At 46.4% G+C, this 24,051-nt stretch carries 21 protein-coding genes; all 21 read left to right on the top strand.

The window, feature by feature from the left end:
• Positions 1–4 precede the first annotated feature (4 nt).
• Positions 5–364: a 30S ribosome-binding factor RbfA gene (gene rbfA / locus BLS69_RS12270; RefSeq protein ID WP_017689140.1), complete on the top strand. Its 360-nt coding sequence runs from the start codon at positions 5–7 to the stop codon at positions 362–364.
• Between the two features lie 19 nt (positions 365–383).
• Positions 384–1,361: a DHH family phosphoesterase gene (locus tag BLS69_RS12265; protein ID WP_091031847.1), complete on the top strand. Its 978-nt coding sequence runs from the start codon at positions 384–386 to the stop codon at positions 1,359–1,361.
• The gene (gene truB / locus BLS69_RS12260; RefSeq protein WP_091031845.1) at positions 1,355–2,278 is read left to right on the top strand and encodes a tRNA pseudouridine(55) synthase TruB; all 924 of its coding nucleotides are present in this window, start codon (positions 1,355–1,357) and stop codon (positions 2,276–2,278) included. Before BLS69_RS12265 ends, truB begins: the two co-directional genes overlap by 7 nt.
• A 70-nt stretch (positions 2,279–2,348) precedes the next feature.
• Entirely contained in the window at positions 2,349–3,287 is a 939-nt protein-coding gene (locus BLS69_RS12255; RefSeq protein ID WP_371129042.1) for a bifunctional riboflavin kinase/FAD synthetase, read from the top strand.
• 159 nt (positions 3,288–3,446) lie between these two features.
• On the top strand, positions 3,447–3,716 hold the full coding sequence (gene rpsO, locus BLS69_RS12250) for a 30S ribosomal protein S15 (protein WP_056700672.1): 270 nt from the start codon (positions 3,447–3,449) through the stop codon (positions 3,714–3,716).
• 257 nt (positions 3,717–3,973) lie between these two features.
• On the top strand, positions 3,974–6,076 hold the full coding sequence (gene pnp / locus BLS69_RS12245; protein WP_091031843.1) for a polyribonucleotide nucleotidyltransferase: 2,103 nt from the start codon (positions 3,974–3,976) through the stop codon (positions 6,074–6,076).
• Positions 6,077–6,251: 175 nt separating this feature from the next.
• Positions 6,252–7,247, top strand: a complete 996-nt coding sequence (locus BLS69_RS12240; protein WP_047842504.1) for a polysaccharide deacetylase family protein — start codon at positions 6,252–6,254, stop codon at positions 7,245–7,247.
• A gap of 99 nt (positions 7,248–7,346) precedes the next feature.
• Positions 7,347–8,630 (top strand): M16 family metallopeptidase, encoded by a 1,284-nt coding sequence (locus BLS69_RS12235; protein WP_062833834.1) that lies wholly within the window; start codon positions 7,347–7,349, stop codon positions 8,628–8,630.
• Positions 8,590–9,036, top strand: coding sequence for a dUTP diphosphatase (gene dut / locus BLS69_RS12230; RefSeq protein ID WP_017689132.1), 447 nt, complete (start codon positions 8,590–8,592; stop codon positions 9,034–9,036). Before BLS69_RS12235 ends, dut begins: the two co-directional genes overlap by 41 nt.
• A 157-nt stretch (positions 9,037–9,193) precedes the next feature.
• Positions 9,194–10,093, top strand: coding sequence for a dipicolinate synthase subunit DpsA (gene dpsA, locus BLS69_RS12225; RefSeq protein WP_091031840.1), 900 nt, complete (start codon positions 9,194–9,196; stop codon positions 10,091–10,093).
• Positions 10,090–10,686: a dipicolinate synthase subunit B gene (locus BLS69_RS12220; RefSeq protein WP_062833836.1), complete on the top strand. Its 597-nt coding sequence runs from the start codon at positions 10,090–10,092 to the stop codon at positions 10,684–10,686. Before dpsA ends, BLS69_RS12220 begins: the two co-directional genes overlap by 4 nt.
• A gap of 373 nt (positions 10,687–11,059) precedes the next feature.
• Positions 11,060–12,277, top strand: a complete 1,218-nt coding sequence (dapG, locus tag BLS69_RS12215; protein WP_091031838.1) for an aspartate kinase — start codon at positions 11,060–11,062, stop codon at positions 12,275–12,277.
• 47 nt (positions 12,278–12,324) lie between these two features.
• Positions 12,325–13,203 carry a 4-hydroxy-tetrahydrodipicolinate synthase gene (gene dapA, locus BLS69_RS12210; protein ID WP_091031836.1) on the top strand — a complete coding sequence of 293 codons (879 nt, stop codon included), beginning with the start codon at positions 12,325–12,327 and terminating at the stop codon, positions 13,201–13,203.
• Positions 13,204–13,679: 476 nt separating this feature from the next.
• Complete coding sequence (locus BLS69_RS12205) at positions 13,680–15,359, top strand: ribonuclease J (protein ID WP_076208870.1); 1,680 nt, start codon at positions 13,680–13,682, stop codon at positions 15,357–15,359.
• 221 nt (positions 15,360–15,580) lie between these two features.
• Positions 15,581–16,354 carry a ClpP family protease gene (locus BLS69_RS12200; RefSeq protein ID WP_223869123.1) on the top strand — a complete coding sequence of 258 codons (774 nt, stop codon included), beginning with the start codon at positions 15,581–15,583 and terminating at the stop codon, positions 16,352–16,354.
• Complete coding sequence (locus tag BLS69_RS12195; RefSeq protein WP_036670404.1) at positions 16,351–16,581, top strand: YlzJ-like family protein; 231 nt, start codon at positions 16,351–16,353, stop codon at positions 16,579–16,581. Before BLS69_RS12200 ends, BLS69_RS12195 begins: the two co-directional genes overlap by 4 nt.
• 90 nt (positions 16,582–16,671) lie before the next feature.
• Complete coding sequence (locus BLS69_RS12190; protein ID WP_091031832.1) at positions 16,672–19,410, top strand: FtsK/SpoIIIE family DNA translocase; 2,739 nt, start codon at positions 16,672–16,674, stop codon at positions 19,408–19,410.
• Between the two features lie 198 nt (positions 19,411–19,608).
• The gene (gene sleB, locus BLS69_RS12185; protein ID WP_091031830.1) at positions 19,609–20,436 is read left to right on the top strand and encodes a spore cortex-lytic enzyme; all 828 of its coding nucleotides are present in this window, start codon (positions 19,609–19,611) and stop codon (positions 20,434–20,436) included.
• 126 nt (positions 20,437–20,562) lie between these two features.
• A complete protein-coding gene (gene yfmF, locus BLS69_RS12180; RefSeq protein WP_091031828.1) occupies positions 20,563–21,843 on the top strand; it encodes an EF-P 5-aminopentanol modification-associated protein YfmF in 1,281 nt (426 codons plus the stop codon).
• A 3-nt stretch (positions 21,844–21,846) separates the two neighbouring features.
• Positions 21,847–23,127 (top strand): EF-P 5-aminopentanol modification-associated protein YfmH, encoded by a 1,281-nt coding sequence (gene yfmH, locus BLS69_RS12175; RefSeq protein ID WP_091031825.1) that lies wholly within the window; start codon positions 21,847–21,849, stop codon positions 23,125–23,127.
• 1 nt (position 23,128) lies between these two features.
• Positions 23,129–23,899 (top strand): elongation factor P 5-aminopentanone reductase, encoded by a 771-nt coding sequence (gene ymfI / locus BLS69_RS12170; protein ID WP_026081137.1) that lies wholly within the window; start codon positions 23,129–23,131, stop codon positions 23,897–23,899.
• The last annotated feature ends 152 nt before the right edge of the window (positions 23,900–24,051 follow it).

Below are 24,051 nucleotides of genomic sequence, written 5' to 3'. Positions count from 1 at the left end.
AACGATGGCTAAGATTCGTACAGGTAGAGTGGGCGAGCAGATCAAGAAAGAAATCAGTCTGCTCATCCAGTCTGAACTGAAAGATCCACGTATCGGCTTTATTACGGTAACGGGAGTCGAAGTGACAGGAGACTTGTCGCAAGCCAAAGTTTATCTGAGTGTCTTCGGTGAACAGGAACAAAAAGATAACACGCTCAAAGCTCTGGCAAAAGCAAATGGATTTTTGCGTTCCGAGCTGGGTAAACGTATCCGGTTCCGGCATGTTCCCGAATTGATATTTAAGATTGATGAATCCATCGCTTATGGCAGCCGAATTGAGAAGCTGCTTGGCGATATTGGTTCCGACAAGAACGAATCCCAGTAACAGAATAGAGGAGACGGCAATGCACACTTATGAACAGGCGCTCCAGGCGGGAAAGCAATTTCTGCTGGAGCATGATGATTACCTGGTCGTGTCGCATGTACAGCCGGACGGTGACGCAGTCAGCTCGACGGTAACGGTGGGCTGGCTGCTGTCATGTCTGGGTAAGACATTCACGATGATTAATGAAGGTGAAATCCCCGGGCGCATGCAATTTTTGTGGGAAGCAGGCAACATTGTGAACATGACCGAACAACCACCGCAGCGAAAATACAAAGCTGTTATCTGTGTGGATTGTGCAGACTTTGCCAGAGTAGGTTTGACACGTCATTATTTCGAAGACGATGCTGTTATTTTGAATATTGATCATCACCCTACAAATGACGGTTATGGTACAGTCAACATCATTAAGTCAGATGCTGCTGCAACGGCTGAAATTTTGTTCGATTTTCTTAACCTGTTCCAAGTAACATGGGATAAAGATGTTGCGACGGCAGTTTATACAGGATTGCTTACGGATACAGGTGGGTTCCGCTATGCCAACACCAGTCCAAATGTAATGACAACGGCCTCCAGACTGCTTGAACATGGCGTGGATGGACCCTATCTCGCCCAGACATTGTTGGAGCAGGTGACTCTTCCGCAAGTTCGGATTTTGAATCAGGCACTATCAAGCCTGCAGATGACAGATGATGGAAAGATAGCCTGGGTTGTTATTACACCAGATGATATGGTGGCTTGTGGAGCAGCTAATGAAGATCTTGAAGGGGTAGTGAACTATCCGCGCAACATTCAGGGCGTGGAAGTTGGTATCTTTTTCAAAGTCATCAACGAGAATGCAGTCAAGGTTTCTTTGCGTTCAGCTGGGAAGATTGATGTTGCTGCACTAGCACAGACCTTTGGCGGAGGCGGGCATGTGCTCGCAGCCGGATGTCGTCTGGAAGGAAAACTTGATGATATTGTCGCAAAAGTACTGAAGCAGGTGAATTCACAATGGTAAAGCCATTTGAAGGTGTACTTCCGGTATATAAACCGGCGGGATTTACTTCTCATGATGTTGTAGCCAAAATGCGTCGCATTCTCAAAATGAAGCGCATTGGGCATACGGGCACACTTGACCCACAAGTTACAGGCGTTCTGCCGCTCTGTCTTGGACGGGCGACACGTGTGGTGGAGTACATGCAGGAGCTTCCGAAGGAATATCTTGCTACGCTCAGATTGGGACTCTCTACTGACACAGAGGATATGACAGGGGAAGTCATTGAGCGGGCTGAAACGACTGTGGAAGTAACACAGGAACAGGTTCAACAGGTGCTTGAACAGTTTCTGGGCACGATCTCTCAGGTACCACCCATGTATTCTGCGGTAAAGGTAGACGGTAAACGTCTTTATGAACTTGCTCGTGAAGGTAAGACGGTAGAGCGTAAGAGCCGAGAGGTCACAATCTATGAGCTCGAACTTACAGGGATTGAGACTCAGGGTGAGACCACCGATATATCCTTCCGGGCTTTGTGTTCAAAAGGTACCTATATTCGTACATTGTGTGTAGACATTGGCCGGCAACTCGGATATCCATCGACCATGGTTCAACTGGAGCGTACGATATCGGCAGGTATCTCTGCAGATCGTTGTCTTCGTATTGAAGAAGTGGAACAACTTATGGCTGAAGGGACTTTGGCGGAGGCGCTGATTCCTGTTGACGAGGCTATTGCTTCAATTCCGGCCCACAAGGTTGGAGAAGAACAGGCCAAAGGAGCACTTCAAGGTCAGAAACTGTCTGCACGTCTTCTGGAACCGCCTGTAGAGCAACCTGGTTTATTGCGGTTGTATGCTCAGGATGGTACGTTTCTGGGGATATTTGAACGGGATGAACTAAAACCAACGGTGAGGGCAGTTAAAGTCTTTTTGCCGGAATAAAGAGGTTTCGGGCTTGGAGTTGTGGTGATGCTCAAGCTTGGCCTATCTAGTGAAATGCAGGTGAATGATTGTGAAAACCGTAATGCTAACCTATCCGCAGACGTTACATTCGACTGAGCTGAGCACACTGCCCCAAGTGCTTGCGATTGGTCAATTCGACGGACTGCATCTCGGACATGCAAGTGTCATTTTATCAGCTGTCCGCATTGCGCGGGAAACGGGCATGCAGGCAGCGGTCATGACCTTTCATCCACATCCGAAGGAAGTTATGCGCAAAGGGGATTACGAGGGTTATTTAACTCCCTTGAGAGATAAAGAAGACATCTTGGCAGGAATGGGCGTTGATGTACTGTATGTGGTGGAGTTCAATGAAGATTTCTCACGGTTGACACCGCAACAATTCGTACACGACTTGTTGATTCCTCTTCAGACACGAACAGCGGTGGTGGGTTTTGACTTCCGTTTTGGACACAAGGGTGCAGGGGATGAACAACTTCTTCGTACTTTGGGAGAAGGAGAGATGACGGTGGAAACCGTTCCTCCTTTCTTGTTAAATGGTGAAAAAGTGAGCAGTTCTCTCATTCGTGGCTTGTTGAAGCGTGGGGAGATGGATGAGGCCAGTCACTGGCTTGGCCGACCTTACAGCATCAGAGGAACCGTCATTCACGGGGAGAAGCGTGGACGAACGATTGGATTTCCTACAGCCAACCTTGAACTCACGGATCATTACGTTACCCCGTCGAAGGGTGTTTACGCTGTTCGTGTGCAGTATGGCGAACAGGAACTGCATGGCGTAATGAATCTCGGTGTGAAACCTACGTTTCACGAAAGTGGGATGAAACCTACGTTTGAAGTGCACCTGCTTGATTTTGATGGACACCTATATGACCAGGAACTAAAGGTTGAGCTCGTTCACTATATTCGTGCAGAACGAAAGTTTGACTCCATTGATGCCTTGATCAGCCAGATTCGTGAAGATGCATTAACTGCCGGCCGCCTGTTATCTTAAAGGTTCAGGATTAAATGTATGTTTACATTTACTTTAACTAGGCAATTATGATATACTGTACTACGTTGTCGATTGAGACAACATTAACCTTGGCTTGGTTGCTTGCTCTCACCGGCGGTGACGAGGCTAATGGCGATTATATTGAAGGAGGTGAACAGGATGGCATTGACTCAAGAACGTAAACAACAACTGATCGACGAGCACAAAACTCACGAGTCCGATACAGGATCTCCAGAGGTGCAAGTTGCTATCCTTACGGAAAACATCAGAAGTTTGACAGATCACTTGCGTACGCATAAGAAAGACCACCACTCACGTCGTGGACTTTTGAAAATGGTAGGTCAACGTCGTAAGCTTTTGGCTTACGTGAAAAACAAAGATGTTAAACGTTACAGCGCACTGATCGAAAAACTCGGATTGCGTCGTTAATTATCGTACATGTTTTCAAAACCAACCTGGCTGTTATCCGTCATTCTTTTGTCTAAAAGGACAAGCGGAACCTACAGCCGGGTTGTTTTGTAGATGAACATGTTGCCATATATTTGTAGATGGGGCTCCGTGAGGAGCTTTTGTTGTGCAGATTAGCATGTTGCAAGATCTTACATAGCTAATGAATGCAGGACAAGCAGGAAATACTGTGAATATGCAGAATCCATTGAGTTAGGACGAATAAAAGGAGGAATTTCATGGAACAGCGTGTTGAAATGCAGCTTGGCGGAAGAAAGCTTACGTTTGAAACCGGGCGTTTGGCCAAGCAGGCTAATGCTGCCGTTAAGGTAACATACGGGGATACCGTGGTATTGTGTACCGTGACAGCATCAAGTGAGCCGAAAGATTTGGACTTTTTCCCATTAACGGTGAACTATGAAGAAAGATTGTACGCCGTAGGTAAAATCCCGGGTGGATTTATTAAACGTGAAGGCAGACCGAGTGAGAAAGCTATTCTTTCAAGCCGTCTGACAGACCGTCCAATTCGTCCATTGTTCCCTGAAGGCTTCCGGAATGATGTACAAGTTCTGAATATCGTTATGAGTGTGGACCAGGATTGTGAACCGCAAATCGCTGCAATGATTGGTACATCAGCAGCATTGAGCATTTCGGATGTTCCATTCAGCGGACCGATTGGTGGCGTGAAAGTTGGACGTATTGATGGTGAGTTCATCATTAACCCAACGATTGCACAGCTTGAAGTCAGTGAACTTGAGCTGGTGGTAGCAGGAACCAAGGATGCCATCATGATGGTTGAGGCTGAAGCAAACGAATTACCGGAAGAAGTAATGCTTGAAGCAATCATGTTTGGACATGACGAGATCAAAAATATTGTTGCGGTAATCGAACAACTCGTGCAAGTTGCTGGTAAAGAAAAAATGGCTGTTAAGTTGCATGCCGTTAATGCGGAAGTCAACAGCAGTGTGCGTGATTTCGCAAGTGCTCGTCTGGTTGAAGCGGTTAAAATTGCCGAGAAGCATGCTCGTCAAGATGCAATCGATCTAGTGAATGACGAAACTGTTGCTCACTTCGAAGAGAAATATATTGAAAGTCCTGAATTGCTTAAAGACGTGAAGGAAGTCCTGCACGATATCGTTAAAGAAGAAGTGCGCCGTCTGATCACGCATGATAAAGTTCGTCCGGATGGACGTGGACTTGCTGAGATTCGTCCAATTGAATGTGATACTTCCCTGCTGCCACGTACGCACGGTTCAGGTTTGTTCACACGTGGACAAACACAAGCACTTAGCATCTGTACCCTTGGTGCACTGGGCGACGTTCAGATTTTGGACGGAATCAGTCTTGAAGAAACGAAACGTTTCATGCATCACTATAATTTCCCACCATTCAGCGTAGGTGAAGCTCGTCCATTACGTGCTCCAGGCCGTCGCGAAATCGGACATGGTGCTCTGGGTGAGCGTGCGCTTTCCAAAGTCATCCCTTCCGAAACAGACTTCCCATACACGATTCGTCTCGTATCTGAAGTTCTGGAATCCAACGGTTCAACTTCCCAGGCAAGTATCTGTGCCAGCACACTAGCTATGATGGATGCAGGTGTACCAATCAAAGCTCCAGTTGCGGGTGTAGCTATGGGTCTGATCAAAGATGGAGATCATGTATCCATTCTGAGTGATATTCAAGGTATGGAAGATCACCTCGGTGATATGGACTTCAAAGTAGCCGGAACACCTGAAGGTGTAACTGCGATTCAAATGGACATCAAAATTGATGGTATTGATCGTCAAATTTTGTCTGAAGCATTGGCTCAAGCCAAAGAAGGTCGTTTGCATATCTTGAGCAAAATGACTGAAGTGATGAATACGCCACGTGAGCAGTTATCACAATATGCACCTAAAATTACAACGATGCATATCAATCCGGACAAAATCCGTGATGTGATCGGTGCAGGTGGTAAAATTATCAATAAAATCATCGAAGAAACCGGTGTTAAAATTGATATTGAACAGGATGGACGTGTCTTTATCGCTTCTTCCAACCAGGAGATGAATGATAAAGCCAAAGCGATCATCGAAGGTATTGTGCGCGAAGTATTGGTCGGCGAGATTTATGTCGGCAAAGTAAAACGCGTAGAGAAATTCGGTGCATTCGTTGAAGTACTTCCGAACAAAGAAGGTCTGGTGCACATCTCGCAACTGTCAACTGAACGTGTTGCCAAAGTGGAAGATGTTGTAGCTATCGGTGATTCCATTACGGTAAAAGTAACGGAAATTGACCCACAAGGTCGAATCAACTTGTCCCGTAAAGCAGTTTTGACTGCTGAAGCTCCGGCTCAATCCTAGGATACCGAAGCGACATGTTATAAATGGATAGATTGAATGAAGAGACAGAATGTGAATTTCTGGCTCTTTTTTTAACGTTTAAATATGTAAAGCAAGGATGAAACCATGGCTTAGCATTCATATTTTTGCCCTTGTCCTCATATGATGGGGACAAAGACGGCGGGAGGATGGAGCTGTGGGAAACCAATCCAAAAAGCTGGCGGCTGTTCTGGCGGGTGTGACTGCGGTCATATTGATCGGACAAGTTGGCAGTGTACGTACATACATTACGGAGATCCGTGATGGGCCAGGTACGCAAAATGCTTTTGACATGTTTAAGGAGGCAACTGGAGAAGATGCGCTGTTGTCTGCGATTCGGGATAAAGCGGCTGAAACGAAAATTGCTCCGGTGAATGCCAGAGTGGATCGGGTATGGAAAGCGATTCCTGGTTATAATGGCATGGAGATTGATGTGGAAGCGACATACCGTAAGGCGCTGAGTGGAACGTTGAATACCAAAATAGCGTATGTCTACCGTCAGATTGAGCCGGAGATTCAGCTTAAAGATTTGGGTGCACATCCGATCTATCGGGGCAATGCAAACAAACCGATGGTTTCTTTTATGATTAATGTGGCCTGGGGGAACGAATACATTAAACCGATGCTGGATACGCTTGATGCCGAGAAAGTGAAGGCTACTTTTTTTCTGGATGGAAGTTGGTTAAGCAAAAACGTTGAACTGGCCAAAGAAATTCAGAAGCGTGGGCATGAGATGTCCAACCATGCATATTCTCATCCTAACATGAGTCGATTGAGCGCAGAACGGGCCAAGCTGGAAATTAGCAAAACCCAGGATCTGCTCCATAAAACACTGGGCGTAGAGAATCGTTGGTTTGCTCCGCCTTCCGGTGACTTTAATCAAAAGACCGTTGACATTGCTTCATCCATGGGACTGCAAACCGTGTTATGGACAGTAGATACTGTGGATTGGCGTAAACCAAGCCCGGATGCTGTTGTTGCCAAAATTGCTAAAAATACCGAGGCAGGCACTTTAATTCTAATGCACCCTACAGCTGCTTCTTCGGGAGCTTTAAAGGGTATGATTCAATCCATACGGGCCAAAGGTTTGGTGCTCGGAACAGTAAGTGAGACGCTGTCCTCGGAACGTGTAAATACCTCTGCGGTTGAGTGAACGTTGTTTTTTTGTTAATATCAAACAGTTGGAACCAAATGTCGATTTCAATTTCAAGGTTGAGATCAAGGCAATTATAGAGATGTAGGAGGGCCAACCATGAAAAAAATTCAGCTGGGCAATGGCCTCAGAGTTGTCATGGAACAGATACCGACCTGCCGTTCTGTGTCTTTCGGAATATGGGTCAAGACAGGTTCGCGCAATGAGCAACCTGCAAGTAACGGAGTATCACATTTTATTGAACACATGCTGTTCAAAGGAACAGATCGTTATGATGCCAAGGCGATTGCGGAGCAGTTCGATGCGATTGGCGGTAACGTGAACGCGTTCACTTCCAAAGAATACACGTGTTATTATGCTAAGGTGTTGGATGAACATTTGCCGATTGCGGTTGATGTATTGTCTGATATGTTTTTCCGCTCCAAAATGGATGATGGTGAATTGATCAAGGAGAAAAACGTCATTCTGGAAGAAATCTCGATGTATGAAGATACGCCTGATGATATGGTTCATGATCTGATGGCCTTGGCCGCCTATGGTGAGCATCCACTCGCATACCCAATCCTGGGTACGGAAGAACGTCTCAAAGCGATGGATTCCAGTCATCTGCGTGCATATATGAAGGAGCACTACACGATTGAGAACACGGTCATTAGTATCGCGGGTAATATTGATGACAGTGTAATCGATCTGATGGAGAAGCATTTTGGTGCTTTTGATGTAAATGGAGTAACGGAAGCAGTCACGATGCCAGCCTTCCAAAGCGGACAGCTCTTTCACAAAAAGAAAACGGAACAGAATCATATCTGTATTTCGTTCCCGGGCTGTAAAATCGGAGATCCGCTGCAATTCGCTATGGTTGTTCTGAATAACGCCATTGGTGGAGGCATGAGCTCCAGACTGTTCCAGGAAATTCGTGAGAAACGGGGTCTTGCGTACTCCGTGTATTCCTATCATAGCTCTCATGCGGACAGCGGACTTTTCACGATATATGCGGGTACAGCACCAAAACAGACCAAAGAAGTGCTCGATCTGACCAAAGAGGTTCTGCGCGATCTGGCTGTTAACGGCTTGTCCGAAGATGAACTTCGTAAAGGAAAAGAACAGCTCAAAGGCAGCTTGATTCTGAGCTTGGAAAGCACAGGCAGTCGCATGAATCGTCTGGGTAAAAACGAACTCATGCTGGGCAGACACCATACGCTGGATGAGATGATCACCAAAATTGAGCAAGTTACCATGGACGATATTAATGCGGTACTTGATCTGATGTTTGCTGAACCTTTTGCACTTGCTATGGTTGGCGCTTCAGATAAAACGATCGCTGGATTGAGAAGGGATGATTTTGTTGCATTACGTTCAAATACAGAAACTGCCGGGCAATGAAGATATTAAACTGCCTCAAAAAATGTCGGAGCTGGCATCCGGCTTTGATGTAGTAGCTGCACTTCAGGAAGACGTTGTATTGCAGCCGGGTCAGCGTACGCTGATTCCTACCGGACTTGCGATGGCAATGCCAGCTGGATTGGAAGCACAGATTCGTCCTCGGAGCGGACTGGCTTTCAAACATGGAATTACCTGCCTCAACACACCGGGGACCATTGATGCGGATTATCGCGGAGAAGTTAAAGTTCTGTTGATTAATCTGGGTCAGGAACCGTTCACGATTGTACGGGGAGAGCGCATCGCACAGATCGTTTTCCAGACCGTGCCTGCGGTTGAATTGACGGAAGTGAATGAACTTTCGGAAACGGTACGTGGCGAAGGCGGATTCGGTCATACCGGGAAATAAGCAGCGTAAATATACCCATTCTTTAGAGTCGTCCCTGACAGGGGCGGCTCTTTTTTACATTCGAGAAACGGACGGTGGAATGCAATTATTGTTTTCACCCCCCTGTGGGCCCCTGCATACGATAAGGCATACATGTGGTGAAAGGAGTGACGTCCCGATGCTGACCGGAGTCCGGATTGTAGTCCTGGGCGGAGATGCGCGGCAGCTTGAAGTCATTCAAAAGTGCGCTGAGCTGGATGCAACGGTAAGTGTGGTGGGTTTCGATAAAATAGAGCGTTCCATTCCAGGGATCGAGCACCAGGAACTGGAGGATGAAGTGTTTGCTTCCGCAGATGTACTGGTACTGCCTGTTGTCGGATGCGATGACCAGGGAAAAGTAAGTACTTCATTCAGTGACACACCGATCTATTTGAAAAAGGAACATATTGCAGCATTACCAGAGCATTGTATTGTGTTCACAGGTATGGCAAAGCCGTTCTTGCGCGAACTTTGTCTTGAAAATGGGCTGCGACTTGTTGAAGTACTTGATCGTGATGATATTGCACTTTATAACTCTATTCCAACAGCTGAGGGAGCCATCGCCATAGCTATTCGGGAGACGGACTTCACAATCCATGGTTCGGAATGCATTGTGCTTGGCATTGGTCGAACAGGATTCACAATGGCCAAAACATTGCAGGGACTTGGAGCAAATGTACGGGTGGGAATCAGGCGGGAAGAGGATGCTGCCCGCGCTGCAATAATGGGCTGGAAGCCTTTCATGACAACGGATTTGGCCGCTCAAACCGGGGAAGTTGACTTGCTTTTTAATACGATACCGACTATGATAATCACAGCACAAATCCTGTCCAGAATGCCGCAAAAGGCTGTCATTATCGACCTCGCATCCGCTCCTGGCGGCTGTGATTTCAGGTATGCCGACAAACGCGGTATCAAAGCGCTACTTGCGCCTGGCCTCCCCGGCATTGTTGCTCCCAAAACGGCTGGCGGCATTATTGCCGACGCGTTGATCCGTTTGCTTTTGGAAGAACAGAACGCACGGGAGGTTAAATCATGAACTGGCAGGGAAAAACGGTAGGTTATGCAATTACGGGTTCTCATTGTACGTTTGAAGAGGTTATGCCGGTAATTAGCCGCTTCGTAGCTGAAGGTGCCAACGTCATTCCGATTATTTCGAATTCGGTTCTGACGACGGATACACGCTTTGGTACGGCGCAAAATTGGCAAAAACAGTTGAAAGATATAACAGGTAATGATATCATTTCTACAATTGTTGAAGCGGAGCCATTAGGGCCTTCCAAGCTGCTTGATGTGCTGGTGATTGCTCCATGCACAGGGAATACAACAAGCAAGCTGGCTAATGCGATGACCGACAGTCCAGTGCTTATGGCAGCCAAAGCGCAGATGCGCAATCAGCGTCCGCTTGTGCTCGCGATTTCCACGAATGACGGTCTGGGATTGAATGCTGCGAATATCGCCAAATTGCTCGTGGCTAAATACTTGTATTTTGTGCCATTTGGGCAAGACGATCCAGTGAAAAAACCAAACTCGTTAGTCGCCAAAATGGAATTGATTCCAGAGGCTTGCTGGAGTGCTCTTGAGGGCAAACAGTTGCAGCCGATGATTGTGGAGCGTTCTTCACAGGCTTGATGGAACAATGATTCGGTGACAACGTTTATGCGCTTGGAGAAATGAAGGGGTTCGAGAGACAAAGAAAATCATGGGGGACGATATGCTGGATTGAACAGCTACTATGTCCACGTTCCTGTATATAAGGCATTCCTGCTTGCGGGCAGTACAGGTTAAGCAAGCGGGAGAGGTCTATTGTGAATGTATGCGTCATGACCTCGATAACAACCGCGACCTTAAATTTGCGATTGTCCTAGACAATTACAAAAAAAGGAGCGGGATGGAATGCCGTATAAAATGCTGAAATTATCGCATCAGAACGCTCCCTAGAGTGATCCATTTGTTGATTTGACCCGTGTCCAGTCTTCTTGCGTACACAAATGGAGGAATAAAGATGCGTATCATGGTACAGAAATTCGGAGGCACGTCTCTCTCCACTGTTCAGGCGAGAGAGCATGTGCTCCGTCACGTTAAACGTGAACTTGAAGCAGGATTGAGTCTGGTCATCGTTGTGTCTGCGATGGGGCGCCGCGGCGAGCCATATGCGACTGATACGTTGCTAGACTGGGCTGCACAGAACGGAAACGCACTATCCGCACGCGAAAAGGATTTACTGCTGTGCTGTGGTGAAATCATATCTGCGACAACGTTGAGCAGTTTACTCGAACATGAAGGCATTCCAACTACAGTGCTGACCGGTGCACAAGCAGGTTTTGTGACGGACGACAATTTCGGGAATGCCCGGATATTGGATGTCCGTCCTGTTCGTGTGTTGGAGCAGCTTCAGCTTGGCCGTGTCGTTGTTGTAACCGGATTCCAGGGGCAGACAGAGAACGGAGACTTCACGACACTGGGTCGTGGGGGAAGCGATACGTCTGCTACAGCTCTCGGTGCAGCATTACGTGCTGAAATGGTGGATATCTACACAGATGTGAACGGGATACTAACCGCTGATCCGCGAATTGTTGAGGATGCACGTCCACTGACTGTTGTGAGTTATGCAGAGATCTGTAACATGGCCCACCACGGGGCCAAGGTTATCCATCCACGTGCGGTTGAGATTGCGATGCAATCCCAGATTCCAGTACGGGTAAGATCTACTTTTGCAGACACGGAAGGAACGCTGGTTACGCATCCGGAAGGATTCCAGGATGTGCAGACAGGCATTGTTGACCGTTATGTAACAGGCATCGCCTACGTGAGCAATGTAACGCAAATTACGGTGGATGTGCCTGGTGGTGCAGATCGATTGCAACTAAAAGTGTTCAAAACCATGGCTGAGAATTCAATCAGCGTTGATTTTATTAATGTTACCCCCTCGGGAGTTGTCTATACGGTTTTTGACAGTGATTCCGAGAATGCAATACAGGTATTGCAGGAGATAGGTCTCAAGCCACAAAGCCTGTCCGGTTGTGCCAAAGTGTCCGTCATTGGCGGAGGCATTAATGGTGTACCTGGAATCATGGCTCGAATCGTGGAGTCCTTGACACTGGCAGACATTCAGATCCTGCAATCGGCAGATTCGAACACAACGATCTGGGTACTCGTAAAAAAAGAAGATATGGTTCAGGCCCTGAGGGCACTTCACGCCTCATTCGAACTTCATTTGTAAATAACTGAAGTTAGAGGAGCCAAACCTGTTTTGAAGGAGGAATCGAATTGGACTTTGGAAGATTGATTACAGCAATGGTCACTCCGTTCAATGAACAAGGAGAGATTCATTGGGAGGAAACGGCACGTCTAATCGACTATCTGATTGTAGATCAAAAGTCGGAGACGCTTGTGGTTTCTGGAACAACAGGGGAGTCTCCAACACTTAGTGATACTGAGAAAGTTCAATTATTCGAATTTGCAGTGAAACATGCGGCCGGTCGGTGCAAAATTATAGCCGGAACGGGAAGCAATAACACGGCACATTCCATCCATTTGACACAGGAAGCTGAACGTGCCGGAGTGGATGGCATATTGCTGGTTGTTCCGTATTACAACAAACCAAGTCAAGAAGGTTTGTTCAAACATTTTGAAGCAATTGCAAACTCAACCAAACTACCTGTTATGCTCTACAATGTGCCTGGGCGTACAGTAACCAGCCTGTCAGCAGCCACAACGCTTCGTCTTGCACAGATTCCTAACATCGTCGCTACGAAGGAATGTGCGTCCATGGAGCAGGTTACACTGATTGCAGCAAGTGCTCCAGAAAATTTCAGAGTTTATTCCGGTGATGATGCTTCAGGCTTACCAGCGATTGCGGTTGGAGCACATGGAATTGTCAGCGTGGCCAGTCATGTCGTAGGGGCAGAAATGAAAAAAATGATTGACGCCTTCTATGGCGGAGCACCTCTTCAGGCTGCTCAGATTCATCAGCAGTTGTTCCCAGTGTTCAAAGGCCTGTTTGAGTGTCCACAGCCTCTACCGAACCCGGTAGCGGTAAAATATGCGCTGACATTGCGTGGTCTAGACGTTGGCTCCGTACGGTTGCCCCTTATTCCGCCAACGGAAGAGGAGAAGGTTTATATCAAAGGTTTGCTTAATTTGTAATCATTTTGGTTGTATATGGACTATTTTATTAATCATGGTAATATCCTTCAGATTAGCAAAAGAACCGCTCCTCTTCGTAGAGGCTGCGGTTCTTTTTTTTACGAGTAATGTGAGGTTTCTTTTCCACTGCTAAGGGGAAACCTACAGGTTAACGAGAGAGTGACTTGTTTTTTTTGTTTTTAATCATGTATAATGATGTCAAGTGACTGGGTGCGGTATTTTTTTGAAATTGAAAGCGACATCGTTTCGTGGTGTAGCTTTGCGGTGAAAAAGGAAGGAACGGCTAAGAGGGAATTTCAAATCCAACTTGTTGGTCAAAGGGAATAACTTCGAAGAACTTCTTCCAAATATCGTGAATAAAGGTGTTCTTTTGCATTCATCCCGATAGGTGGGTATGTGATGTATGGACTACTTTTCTTAACTTACAATAAATAATAAGGTACGACGTCCAACTACCATAGGAGGTTTAGATTCATTTGTCTAAGAAAAATAATAACGATAAACTGATGATTTTTGCTTTGGGCGGCGTAGGCGAGATTGGTAAAAATATGTACGTCATCCAATACGCCAACGACATTGTAGTCGTAGATGCTGGTCTTAAATTCCCGGAAGAAGATATGCTTGGTATTGATATTGTCATCCCTGACATTTCTTACCTGACTGAGAACCGTGACAAAGTAAGAGGAATCATCCTTACTCACGGACATGAAGATCACATTGGTGGTCTGCCATATGTTCTCAAACATCTGAATGTTCCTGTATACGGAACAAGACTTACGCTTGGACTTGTAGAAAACAAGTTGAAAGAAGCGAATTTGCTGGGTGAAACAAAACGTATTCTGATTGATGCTGATTCCGAGATCCAACTTGGATCTGTTCTGAAAGCATCGTTCTTCGCTACTAACCATAGTATTCCGGATTCAGTTGGTGTATGTGTCGAAACACCGGAAGGTGCAGTTGTTCACACAGGTGACTTCAAATTCGACCATACTCCAGTCAATGGTCAATATGCAGATCTTCAGCGTATGGCACAGATCGGAACAAATGGCGTGTTAGCGCTGTTGTCCGACAGTACAAACGCTGAGAAACCTGGATTCACACCATCGGAGAAAAATGTGGGTATCGTTCTGGAAGATATCTTCCGTAAAGCTAGTCAACGTGTTGTTGTAGCGACATTTGCTTCCAACGTACACCGTATCCAACAGGTGATCAATGCAGCAGAAGTGACTGGACGTAAAGTTGCAGTTATCGGACGCAGCATGGTGAACGTGGTTGGTATTGCTTCAGAACTGGGTTATCTTGAGATTCCGGATGGCATGATCATTGAACCTGAAGAAGTAGGCAAGATGGCAGCTGATCGTGTCGTGATTCTCTGCACAGGAAGTCAAGGAGAGCCAATGTCAGCATTGACACGTATGGCTCGTTCCACACACCGTAAAGTGGACATCCTGCCAGGTGATACCGTCATTATCGCAGCAACACCGGTTCCAGGTAATGAAAAATATGTAGGCCGTACGATTGATGAACTGTTCCGTCTGGGTGCTAACGTGCATTACAGCGGTGCTAACAGTGGCGTCCACGTATCTGGTCACGGTAGCCAGGAAGAGCTGAAACTGATGCTCAACCTGATGAAACCGAAATTCTTCTTGCCAATTCACGGTGAATTCCGTATGCAGCGTCGCCACGCGGTTCTTGCTGAGTCTGTAGGGGTAGAACCTGAGAACATTTTCATCACGGATATCGGTGAAGTGATTGAAATTCAAGGTGGAGCAGCACGTAGAGCAGGTAAAGTTACTGCAGGTAATGTGTTGATCGACGGCTTGGGTGTAGGCGATGTGGGTAACATTGTACTTCGTGACCGCAAATTGTTGTCACAAGATGGTATCCTTGTTGTTGTGGTAACACTGAGCAAACAGGATGGAAAAATTGTTTCCGGTCCTGACATCATCTCTCGTGGATTTGTGTATGTACGTGAATCGGAAGGACTACTGGATGAGGCCAACCGGATCGTTAGCAGCACATTGCAGAAGTTGATGAGTGAGAACGTTAACGAGTGGGCTTCACTCAAAACAAATGTTAAAGATGCACTGGGACGCTTCCTGTATGAGCAAACTCGTCGTAGACCGATGATTTTGCCAATCATTATGGAAGTTTAAAATAGGCTAAACAAAAACATATATTCAGGCACACAGTCGCCCCTTCTCTACGAGTAATATTGGACGGTTCCTCGTAGAGAAGGGGCTTTTTTTGCGTTTTCAGGAAGATCTGCAATAGGATCAATATGTGAAGCAATTTGCTGTACCGGGTATAAGGCGGTTGGAAAAATCCCCATACTAAGGAAATACATTAAATGTTTATGGAGAAGGGGATTATTGAAATGAATGAACGTATGAATGGCAAGCAGGCATCAAGATCCAATCAACCGGAAGTTGAAGCACCGGAGATTCCGATTCAGGAGGACAAGGCCATCTCTCCCGTGACAGAGACTATTCAGCAATTTGGGCAGACACAGTCGCCTGCAGGTGAATCGAATATTTTCTGTATGACTATTATTGGACAGGTCGAAGGGCATTTGATTTTGCCACCACAAAATAAAACAACAAAGTATGAGCATATCATTCCACAGCTGGTGGCTGCAGAACAGAATCAGCGTATTGAAGGTATTCTGATCATTTTGAACACGGTAGGTGGAGATGTAGAAGCGGGTCTGGCCATTGCAGAGATGATTGCTTCTCTGAGCAAACCTACGGTTACTGTGGTCATTGGAGGCGGGCATAGCATTGGAGTACCGATTGCTGTAGCTTCAACGTATTCCCTGATTGCCGGAAGTGCAACGATGACGATCCATCCGATTCGGATGAACGGCCTTGTCATTGGTGTACCTCAAACGTTTGAGTATATGGAGAAAATGCAGGAAAGGGTTGTTCGATTTGTGACTTCGCATTCGAATATCTCTGAAGAGATGTTTAAAGAATTGATGTTTAAGACCGGTGAGTTGAATCGGGACATCGGCACAGCTGTAGGAAGCGCAGATGCAGTGAAATATGGATTGATGGATGCAGTAGGCGGAATTGGACAAGCCATTGCTCAGTTAAATCAGCTCATAGGAGACAAGAGACAGACCCTGCAGGCGGGAGGTTATACCCAATGACATTATATACAGTGATGCCCCCGGAACAACTCTGGTCGGGAATGTGGAAAGAGGGCGAAGATACAAAGGAGATCAAGATGAATGGTTTATTGATGCAGGTGAGACCTGTTAATGACAATGAAGCCGTCATTGTACGTTTGCTGGATTGTCCACTTGAAGCCTATCTCAATCCTGCTAATATGCCCGGTTCGACCATTCCGCTTTCGGGTAACTTGGGATCAGCATAACGCGACGAATTCAGACAAATTGAGCAGAAAAAGAACATATGTACGGATTATATTTGTATGGTATAATATTCTTCTGGGGGTGACCTGATTTTGGCCAGAAGAAAAAAGAGGAAAAAAAAGGGCGCTGGTTTTAGCGGCGTTTTAAAATATGAAATTTACGGGATTGTGCTTATTACCCTTGCTGTCATAGCATTATCGGGTGAAGCCACCGTTGGACGTTCGCTTTCCAAGATGTTCGGACTGATGCTTGGTAAGTTTTATTTTGCGATTCCACTTGTAGGTATTTATTATGGTCTTATGGTGATGATTCACCGGAAATGGCCGAGTGGCTGGACTACACGCAAAACAGGACTGGTATTGCTGGTCTTTGCTTTAACCTTGATGAGTACTGTCTCTGCAATGCACCAGAAGCTCATTCCGGTTGGTGCGCTTGAGCCTGGTGCTGTAATTACACAGGTACATAATGATATGCAAACCGAGTTACTAACTCCTGCTGCGCCAGGTGAGAGGGACTCCATGCTTAATAAGGACATCAGTGGTGGTTATCTCGGAGCTGGGCAATTTGCTCTTTTCCTGTGGCTGTTCGGCAGCCTTGGGGCGAGACTCATCATGATTGTCATGTTTATCATCAGTTTTATGCTGATTACAAGTCTATCTTATGTGGATCTGATTCGAATATTCCGTACAAAGATTTGGGATGCCGGGAGTTCGATGTACAAGAAGCTGGAGTCGAGGCCCTCTGCACGTTCTGCTTCAGCATCTGATGGAAGGAAGAAAGGTAACGCTCGTAAAGTGGTGCCTGTTCCTGTTGAAGATGACGAAGACGAGTATGAGGATGAATTAGAGGAACAGCATCTGCCAAAACGAAAATCGCCAATATTCTTCCAACTTTTTGGGAAATGGGGAGCTAATCGGGAACAGGCGACATCAGGACGTGAAATGGATGAGGTCGATTCGGCAGAAACAGAACAGATTGTGTATCGCGCCGAACAAGATCACAATGTAGAGGCGTGGCAGGATGCGACCGAAGACGTAGTTAACAAATCAGCTTCATCACGTGTTCCTGTTCAGGCTAAACCTAACTCAGCGCCGATCATTCGAGACTTTTTCGAGCACGTCAGAGCAGAAGAGGCAAGCATTGAAGATGATCTGGACGATGCTTATCCTTTCCCGGATGATCTGGCCGATCCAAACGTAGTACAACAGGGCGAGCATGCCATTAAAATAACGGATGAACTGGTAGAGACAGAGTGGTCTGCATCCGATGCGGGTACGAACGGGTTGAATGCTGTGGATGAGATTCAGAGTGGAGAAGAAGTACCTAATGATGCAATGCAGGGAACAGATACTCCTACTCCTGAAGGGCAGGAAACACAACCGGTGAAACCACCACCGCCACCTCCTAAGCCGTACAAGCTGCCGTCATTCCGTCTCCTTGCCAAGCCAAACAATGGGGGCAAGGCGGGTGACCAGAAGGATTATATGCAGACAGCACGCAAGCTGGAAGCTACACTGGAGAGTTTCGGTGTTCGCGCCAAGGTGCTTGAAGTGGTCCGGGGCCCTGCCGTTACAAGGTATGAAATTCAGCCTGATATTGGTGTTAAGGTCAGCAGGATTGTCAGCCTAACTGATGATATCGCGTTGGCTCTGGCGGCAAAGGATATTCGGATGGAAGCACCGATTCCCGGAAAGTCTGCTATTGGTATCGAAGTACCTAATGGCGAGGTATCGGTTGTAACGATGCGTGAAGTAATGGAGACAGCAACGTTCCAGGATGCAGAATCCAAAGTGACCATTGCATTTGGCCGAGATATCTCGGGTCAGACGATTATTGGTAACTTGGCTCGTATGCCCCATTTGCTGGTCGCGGGTGCTACAGGTTCCGGTAAGTCGGTGTGTATTAACGGAATTATTACCAGCATATTGTACAAAGCCAAGCCGGATGAAGTGAAGTTCCTGATGGTCGATCCCAAGATGGTTGAGTTGAACGTATATAACGGAATTCCACATCTGATGGCACCAGTAGTAACTGATCCTAAACGAGCGTCACTTGCTCTCAAAAAGATTGTAGTTGAGATGGAGAAACGATATGAACTGTTCTCCAAATCAGGCACGCGTAACGTCGAGGGTTACAATAACCTGATGAAAGATAATCCTGCGGCTGTTCTGCCTTATATCGTTGTCATTGTGGATGAGCTTGCAGATCTGATGATGGTTGCAGCCGGAGATGTGGAGGATGCCATTGCACGACTTGCTCAGATGGCTCGTGCAGCCGGAATCCATCTAATTATTGCCACACAACGTCCATCTGTTGACGTTATTACCGGGGTAATCAAGGCTAACATTCCATCGCGGATTGCCTTCGGCGTATCCTCCCAAGTCGATTCCCGAACGATTCTGGATATGGGTGGGGCTGAGAAGCTGTTGGGTCGTGGAGACATGTTGTTCATGCCAATGGGCGCATCAAAACCGGTTCGTGTACAAGGTGCGTTTATGAGCGATGAAGAAGTCGAGAATATTGTAAACTACGTACGTGGTCAAGGTGAAGCGCAGTATGATGAATCCATTGTACCTGAAGTGGATGATTCCATTCAGGCAGCAGATGAAGTACAGGATGAGTTATATGAGCAAGCTGTACAGATTATTTTGGAGGCAAAACAAGCTTCAGTCTCCCTGTTGCAACGTCGTATGCGGGTTGGTTACACACGTGCAGCGCGTTTAATTGACTCCATGGAAGCCCGGGGTGTAATCGGTCCTTACGAGGGCAGCAAACCAAGGGAAGTACTGGTTTCACTTGAACAGTATCAGCAGAATAAAATAAGCTCGTAGTGTAACATGTAACATGCTTACAACGAATCGTTTAAGTCCTCAACCATATTGGTTGAGGGCTTTTTGCTTGCTCAGGAGACTGAAGTTTTGCCATCTACTCCAAAGATCGGATGATTTGGTGCATAGGAAATAAGCAGGCTTGTCATAATAAGCTTAGCGATTCTGTTAATCCCACAAGAGAAAGGTAGAGCACAGTCGATGCGAAAAATGAACCTATGGCTTTTCACTGCTATTTTGCTGATATCCGCATTGGGGATTCGTTATTTGCTTCCTGCGAATACAGCAACTGAAAGTTCAGCCGAGCGTACACCGCAGGTAGAAGAAAAGGCCTTGCCTACGTTTAGCAGCAATACAGTGAAATATGGAAGTTACGGTCAGGATGTATATGAGCTTCAGGGGCGTCTGAAGTACCTGGGATTTTACAATGGTAAAATCGACAGTAATTTTGGCAGCAGTACGCTGAAATCCGTCAAATGGTTTCAATCCGAGTTTGGCATGAAGGCAGATGGTGTGGTTGGAGCTGAGACCAAGCTCAAGCTGTACAATGCGTCAACCAAATGGTCGCCAACAGAGCCGCCGCTACACAAGGAATCCTCAGGTGGGGGTGGAGGCGGCAACAATACGGCAGATAAAGAGCAAGATAATATGGGATCTGCCAATGCGCTTGGTCTCTCAGAGAATGAACTCAAGATTATGGCTAACGCTGTATATGGTGAAGCCCGGGGTGAACCGTTTGAAGGTCAAGTCGCAGTAGCAGCAGTAATTCTGAATCGCGTAAATTCACCAAGTTTTCCAAGTACGCCTTCTGGTGTAATTTTTCAACCAGGTGCATTTACGGCTGTAGCGGACGGACAGATCTATCTGGAACCGAACGCACAAGCCAAAAAGGCAGTTGAGCAAGCCCTGAATGGATGGGATCCGTCCGGTGGATGTCTCTATTATTTTAACCCGAAGACAGCAACATCCAAATGGATCTGGACCCGCCCACAAGTGAAAACAATCGGACAGCATATCTTTTGTATGTGATGATGTTGGAAGCAACCAGAAGGCGTGACTTCGGTTGCTTCTTGCCTTTTGAATGGGTTAAAATGGTTGTTACGTTTAGCTTAATACGATTGCATGATAAATGACGCCGTAAAGGGGTTTTGACATTTGAATACATCAGGATTCGAACGAGGTAACAAGAGAGAGTTTCGTATACATGTGCTTCCGACTAAACGTTTCAAAACGTTTGCTATATCGCTATATGCAGGAGTTCCCTTACGGGAAGATACAGTAACCAAAGTAGCGCTGACCCCTTTTGTTCTGCGACGCGGCACGGAGTCCTATCCGGAAACAACGCAATTTCGTGAGCAACTGGAGCATCTGTATGGAGCAGGTTTTGGTTTTGACGTTTATAAACGCGGGGATTACCAGATTGTACAGTTCCGAATGGATACCATTAATGATTCCTTTGTTGGAGGGGATGAGCAGCTACTGGATCGTTCATTTGCCTTCCTTGGAGAGGTTCTTACACGACCTGCACAGGAGAATGGACATTTCAGGACGTCTTATGTACAAGCAGAGCGAGAGACGGTTCGTAAAAAGCTGGAGTCCATCGTGAATGATAAAATGCGCTATGCCGCTGAACGCAGTATTGAGGAAATGTGCAAGAACGAGCCGTACCGTCTTCACCCACTGGGTGAGCGAAAGGATCTGCCCGGAATTGAGCCCGACACACTGACTGCATCTTATCAGGAGTGGCTGCAAAAGGCGAGTATGGATCTGTATGTGGTGGGTGATACGACATTGGAGGAGGTTGAGAACCTCGTTCAACGTCATTTCAATGTAGATCGAACGTCCTCCTCTGATTACCAGACACAGGCAGCGGTTCGAGGAGATAAGGAAGTGGAGACCGTTGTTGAGCGACTGAATGTGAGTCAGGGAAAACTCAATATGGGACTCCGTACATCTATCACTTATGGAGATCCTCAGTATGCTGCAGCACTAATGTACAACGGGATTCTCGGTGGTTATCCTCATTCCAAACTGTTTGTCAATGTTCGTGAAAAAGAAAGCCTGGCGTATTACGCGTCTTCGCGATATGACGGACATAAGGGCATTGCAACGATTCAATCCGGAATTGAAATCCCTAATTATGAGAAGGCCGTCACGATCATCAAGCAGCAGCTGGAAGAAATGAAAAGCGGTACAATCAGTGATCTGGAAATGTCCCAGACCAAAGCAATGATCCGTAACCTGCTTAAGGAAATGCAGGATTCTGCCTTTGAGATGATCGCTTATGACTTCAATCGACAGTTGTCTGGCAAAGAAAGAACGGCTGAAGAACTGTTGGCTCAAGTAGAACATATTAGCAAGGAAGATGTGCGTGAGGCGGCAGAACAATTCCGTCTGGATACGATTTATTTCTTGCGGGACGAGAAGGAGGAATAATCGGTGGAGAGCATTCGGTATGAGCATTTGCAGGAGACACTATATTACGAAGTAATGGATAACGGACTGCATATCTATATTTTGCCTAAACCGGGATTCCAGAAAACGTATGCTACGTTTGCAACCAAGTATGGATCGGTAGATAATCATTTTCAGGTTGAAGGGCAGGAAGAAGTGAAGGTCCCGGATGGGATTGCTCATTTCCTGGAGCATAAAATGTTTGAAGAACCGACAGGTGATATTTTTGCAACATTTGCGTCTCATGGTGCTTCAGCTAATGCGTTTACGAGCTTTGATCAGACGGTTTATTTGTTTTCAGCGACCGAATATGTGAATGAAAATATACAAACATTAGTCAACTTTGTGCAAAATCCTTACTTCACGGATCAAAATGTGGAAAAGGAAAAAGGCATCATCGGACAGGAAATTGACATGTATGCTGATAATCCGGATTGGCGTGTTTATTTTGGATTGATCGAAGCCATGTATCAGAAACATCCGGTGCATATCGATATTGCAGGAACGGAGGAATCCATCCGTACGATTACCAAAGAGATGTTATATGAGTGTTATAACACCTTCTATCATCCGAGTAACATGCTCTTGTTTGTGGTGGGTGGTGTAGATCCACAGGAAGTCATTGATATGGTTCGATCGAACCAGGAGCAGAAGGATTATAAGCCACAGGGGAGCATTCAACGTTTCTTCGAACCGGAGCCTGAGCAGGTAGGAGAAGCCAGACGGGAAGCAAAACTGGCTGTTTCACTGCCCAAATGTCTGTTTGGATTCAAGGAGACAGACATTGGACTTACCGGAGAACAATTGTTACGGCGAGATATGACAACACAGCTGATGATGGATCTTTTGTTTGGCTCAAGCACACGATTATTTCAGAAGCTCTACGATGAAGATCTGATCTCGGACAGCTTTGGCCATGAGTATAACAGTTCGCCGCAATATGCGTTTTCAGCCATTGGTGGTGATACAAAAGACCCGGATCAACTGCTCGCGCGTATACGTGAAGAAGTGGATGCCATTGTAGAAAAAGGGTTCGAATCCACGGATTTTGAACGTGCACGCAAAAAGAAAATAGGCGGATATTTGCGTATGCTCAATTCTCCGGAGAACATTGCGCATGAATTTACACGTCAGCAATTCCGTGGCGGTGATTTTTTCAATATGCTCCCGCTCTATGAATCGATTACACTGGAAGATGTAAATCTCAGACTGAGAGAGCATATTCGCTGGGATCAACTGGCTGTATCGCTAGTCGTGAGTCCTTGATATGGAGAGGGGAACAGGACAATTGAAGGCAATCGGGGAAATGACTGTACTGGTAACTGGCGCAAGCGGTGGCATTGGAGCGGCTATCGCAGAACGCTTCGCCAGAGTGGGAATGAATGTTGTTATACACTATATGAAATCGCATGAGGCAGCCAATGAAGCCGCCAGACGGTGTATGGAACAGGGCAGTGGAAAAATCATGACCGTGTCTGCGGATCTTCGCAGCCGGGAACAGATTGAGCGCATGCGTGAGAAGCTCGAGTCACATAATCTCATGCCAGATATTCTTGTGAATAATGCAGGAATCTCGCACTACGGGATGTTGTCTGATGTTACAGAGGAGATCTGGGATGAAGTGATGGCGATTAACCTCAAAGGCACGTTTATGTGCACACAGGAAATGATGCCTCACATGATCTCCCAAAGGTATGGCCGAATCATTAACGTATCGTCGATCTGGGGACTGTCTGGTGCTTCTTGTGAGGTGCTGTATTCCACAACCAAGGGTGGGGTGAATGCATTCACCAAAGCGCTTGCGAAAGAACTCGCACCTTCCGGAGTAACCGTAAATGCCGTTGCTCCTGGCGCCGTTCAGACATCCATGCTGAACCATCTGGATCAGAGTGAACTGAAGATGCTGGAAGAGGAAATTCCGGCAGGAAGACTTGCTCAACCTGATGAAATCTCATCACTGGTTTATTTTCTGGCACTCCCTGAATCTGGTTATATCAATGGGCAGATTATCAGTCCAAATGGCGGTTGGTTAACGTAAAAAAGCAAGAAAACTTGACTGGCTGTAGATGAAACAGGTGAAGATTGCCTGGAAGCAACCGTCTTCCGGATTATTTTCAAAATGCTCGTATATAAAATGCCTCGAAAGCACATATTACAACTGTTGATTTTAAATCTCATGCGTCATCTAAG

The sequence above is a fragment of the Paenibacillus sp. CF095 genome (assembly GCF_900101225.1).
GTDB lineage: Bacteria > Bacillota > Bacilli > Paenibacillales > Paenibacillaceae > Paenibacillus.
The sequence above is the reverse complement of the archived record's forward strand: the minus strand, read 5'-3'. Positions and strand labels throughout refer to the sequence as shown.

Excerpts from the sequence above, each read along its gene's own strand:
- rbfA (WP_017689140.1), top strand. The coding sequence starts at position 5 with ATGGCTAAGATTCGTACAGGTAGAGTGGGCGAGCAGATCAAGAAAGAA.
- BLS69_RS12265 (WP_091031847.1), top strand. The coding sequence starts at position 384 with ATGCACACTTATGAACAGGCGCTCCAGGCGGGAAAGCAATTTCTGCTG.
- truB (WP_091031845.1), top strand. The coding sequence starts at position 1,355 with ATGGTAAAGCCATTTGAAGGTGTACTTCCGGTATATAAACCGGCGGGA.
- rpsO (WP_056700672.1), top strand. The coding sequence starts at position 3,447 with ATGGCATTGACTCAAGAACGTAAACAACAACTGATCGACGAGCACAAA.
- pnp (WP_091031843.1), top strand. The coding sequence starts at position 3,974 with ATGGAACAGCGTGTTGAAATGCAGCTTGGCGGAAGAAAGCTTACGTTT.
- BLS69_RS12235 (WP_062833834.1), top strand. The coding sequence starts at position 7,347 with ATGAAAAAAATTCAGCTGGGCAATGGCCTCAGAGTTGTCATGGAACAG.
- dpsA (WP_091031840.1), top strand. The coding sequence starts at position 9,194 with ATGCTGACCGGAGTCCGGATTGTAGTCCTGGGCGGAGATGCGCGGCAG.
- BLS69_RS12220 (WP_062833836.1), top strand. The coding sequence starts at position 10,090 with ATGAACTGGCAGGGAAAAACGGTAGGTTATGCAATTACGGGTTCTCAT.
- dapG (WP_091031838.1), top strand. The coding sequence starts at position 11,060 with ATGCGTATCATGGTACAGAAATTCGGAGGCACGTCTCTCTCCACTGTT.
- BLS69_RS12200 (WP_223869123.1), top strand. The coding sequence starts at position 15,581 with ATGAATGAACGTATGAATGGCAAGCAGGCATCAAGATCCAATCAACCG.
- BLS69_RS12195 (WP_036670404.1), top strand. The coding sequence starts at position 16,351 with ATGACATTATATACAGTGATGCCCCCGGAACAACTCTGGTCGGGAATG.
- sleB (WP_091031830.1), top strand. The coding sequence starts at position 19,609 with ATGCGAAAAATGAACCTATGGCTTTTCACTGCTATTTTGCTGATATCC.
- ymfI (WP_026081137.1), top strand. The coding sequence starts at position 23,129 with ATGGAGAGGGGAACAGGACAATTGAAGGCAATCGGGGAAATGACTGTA.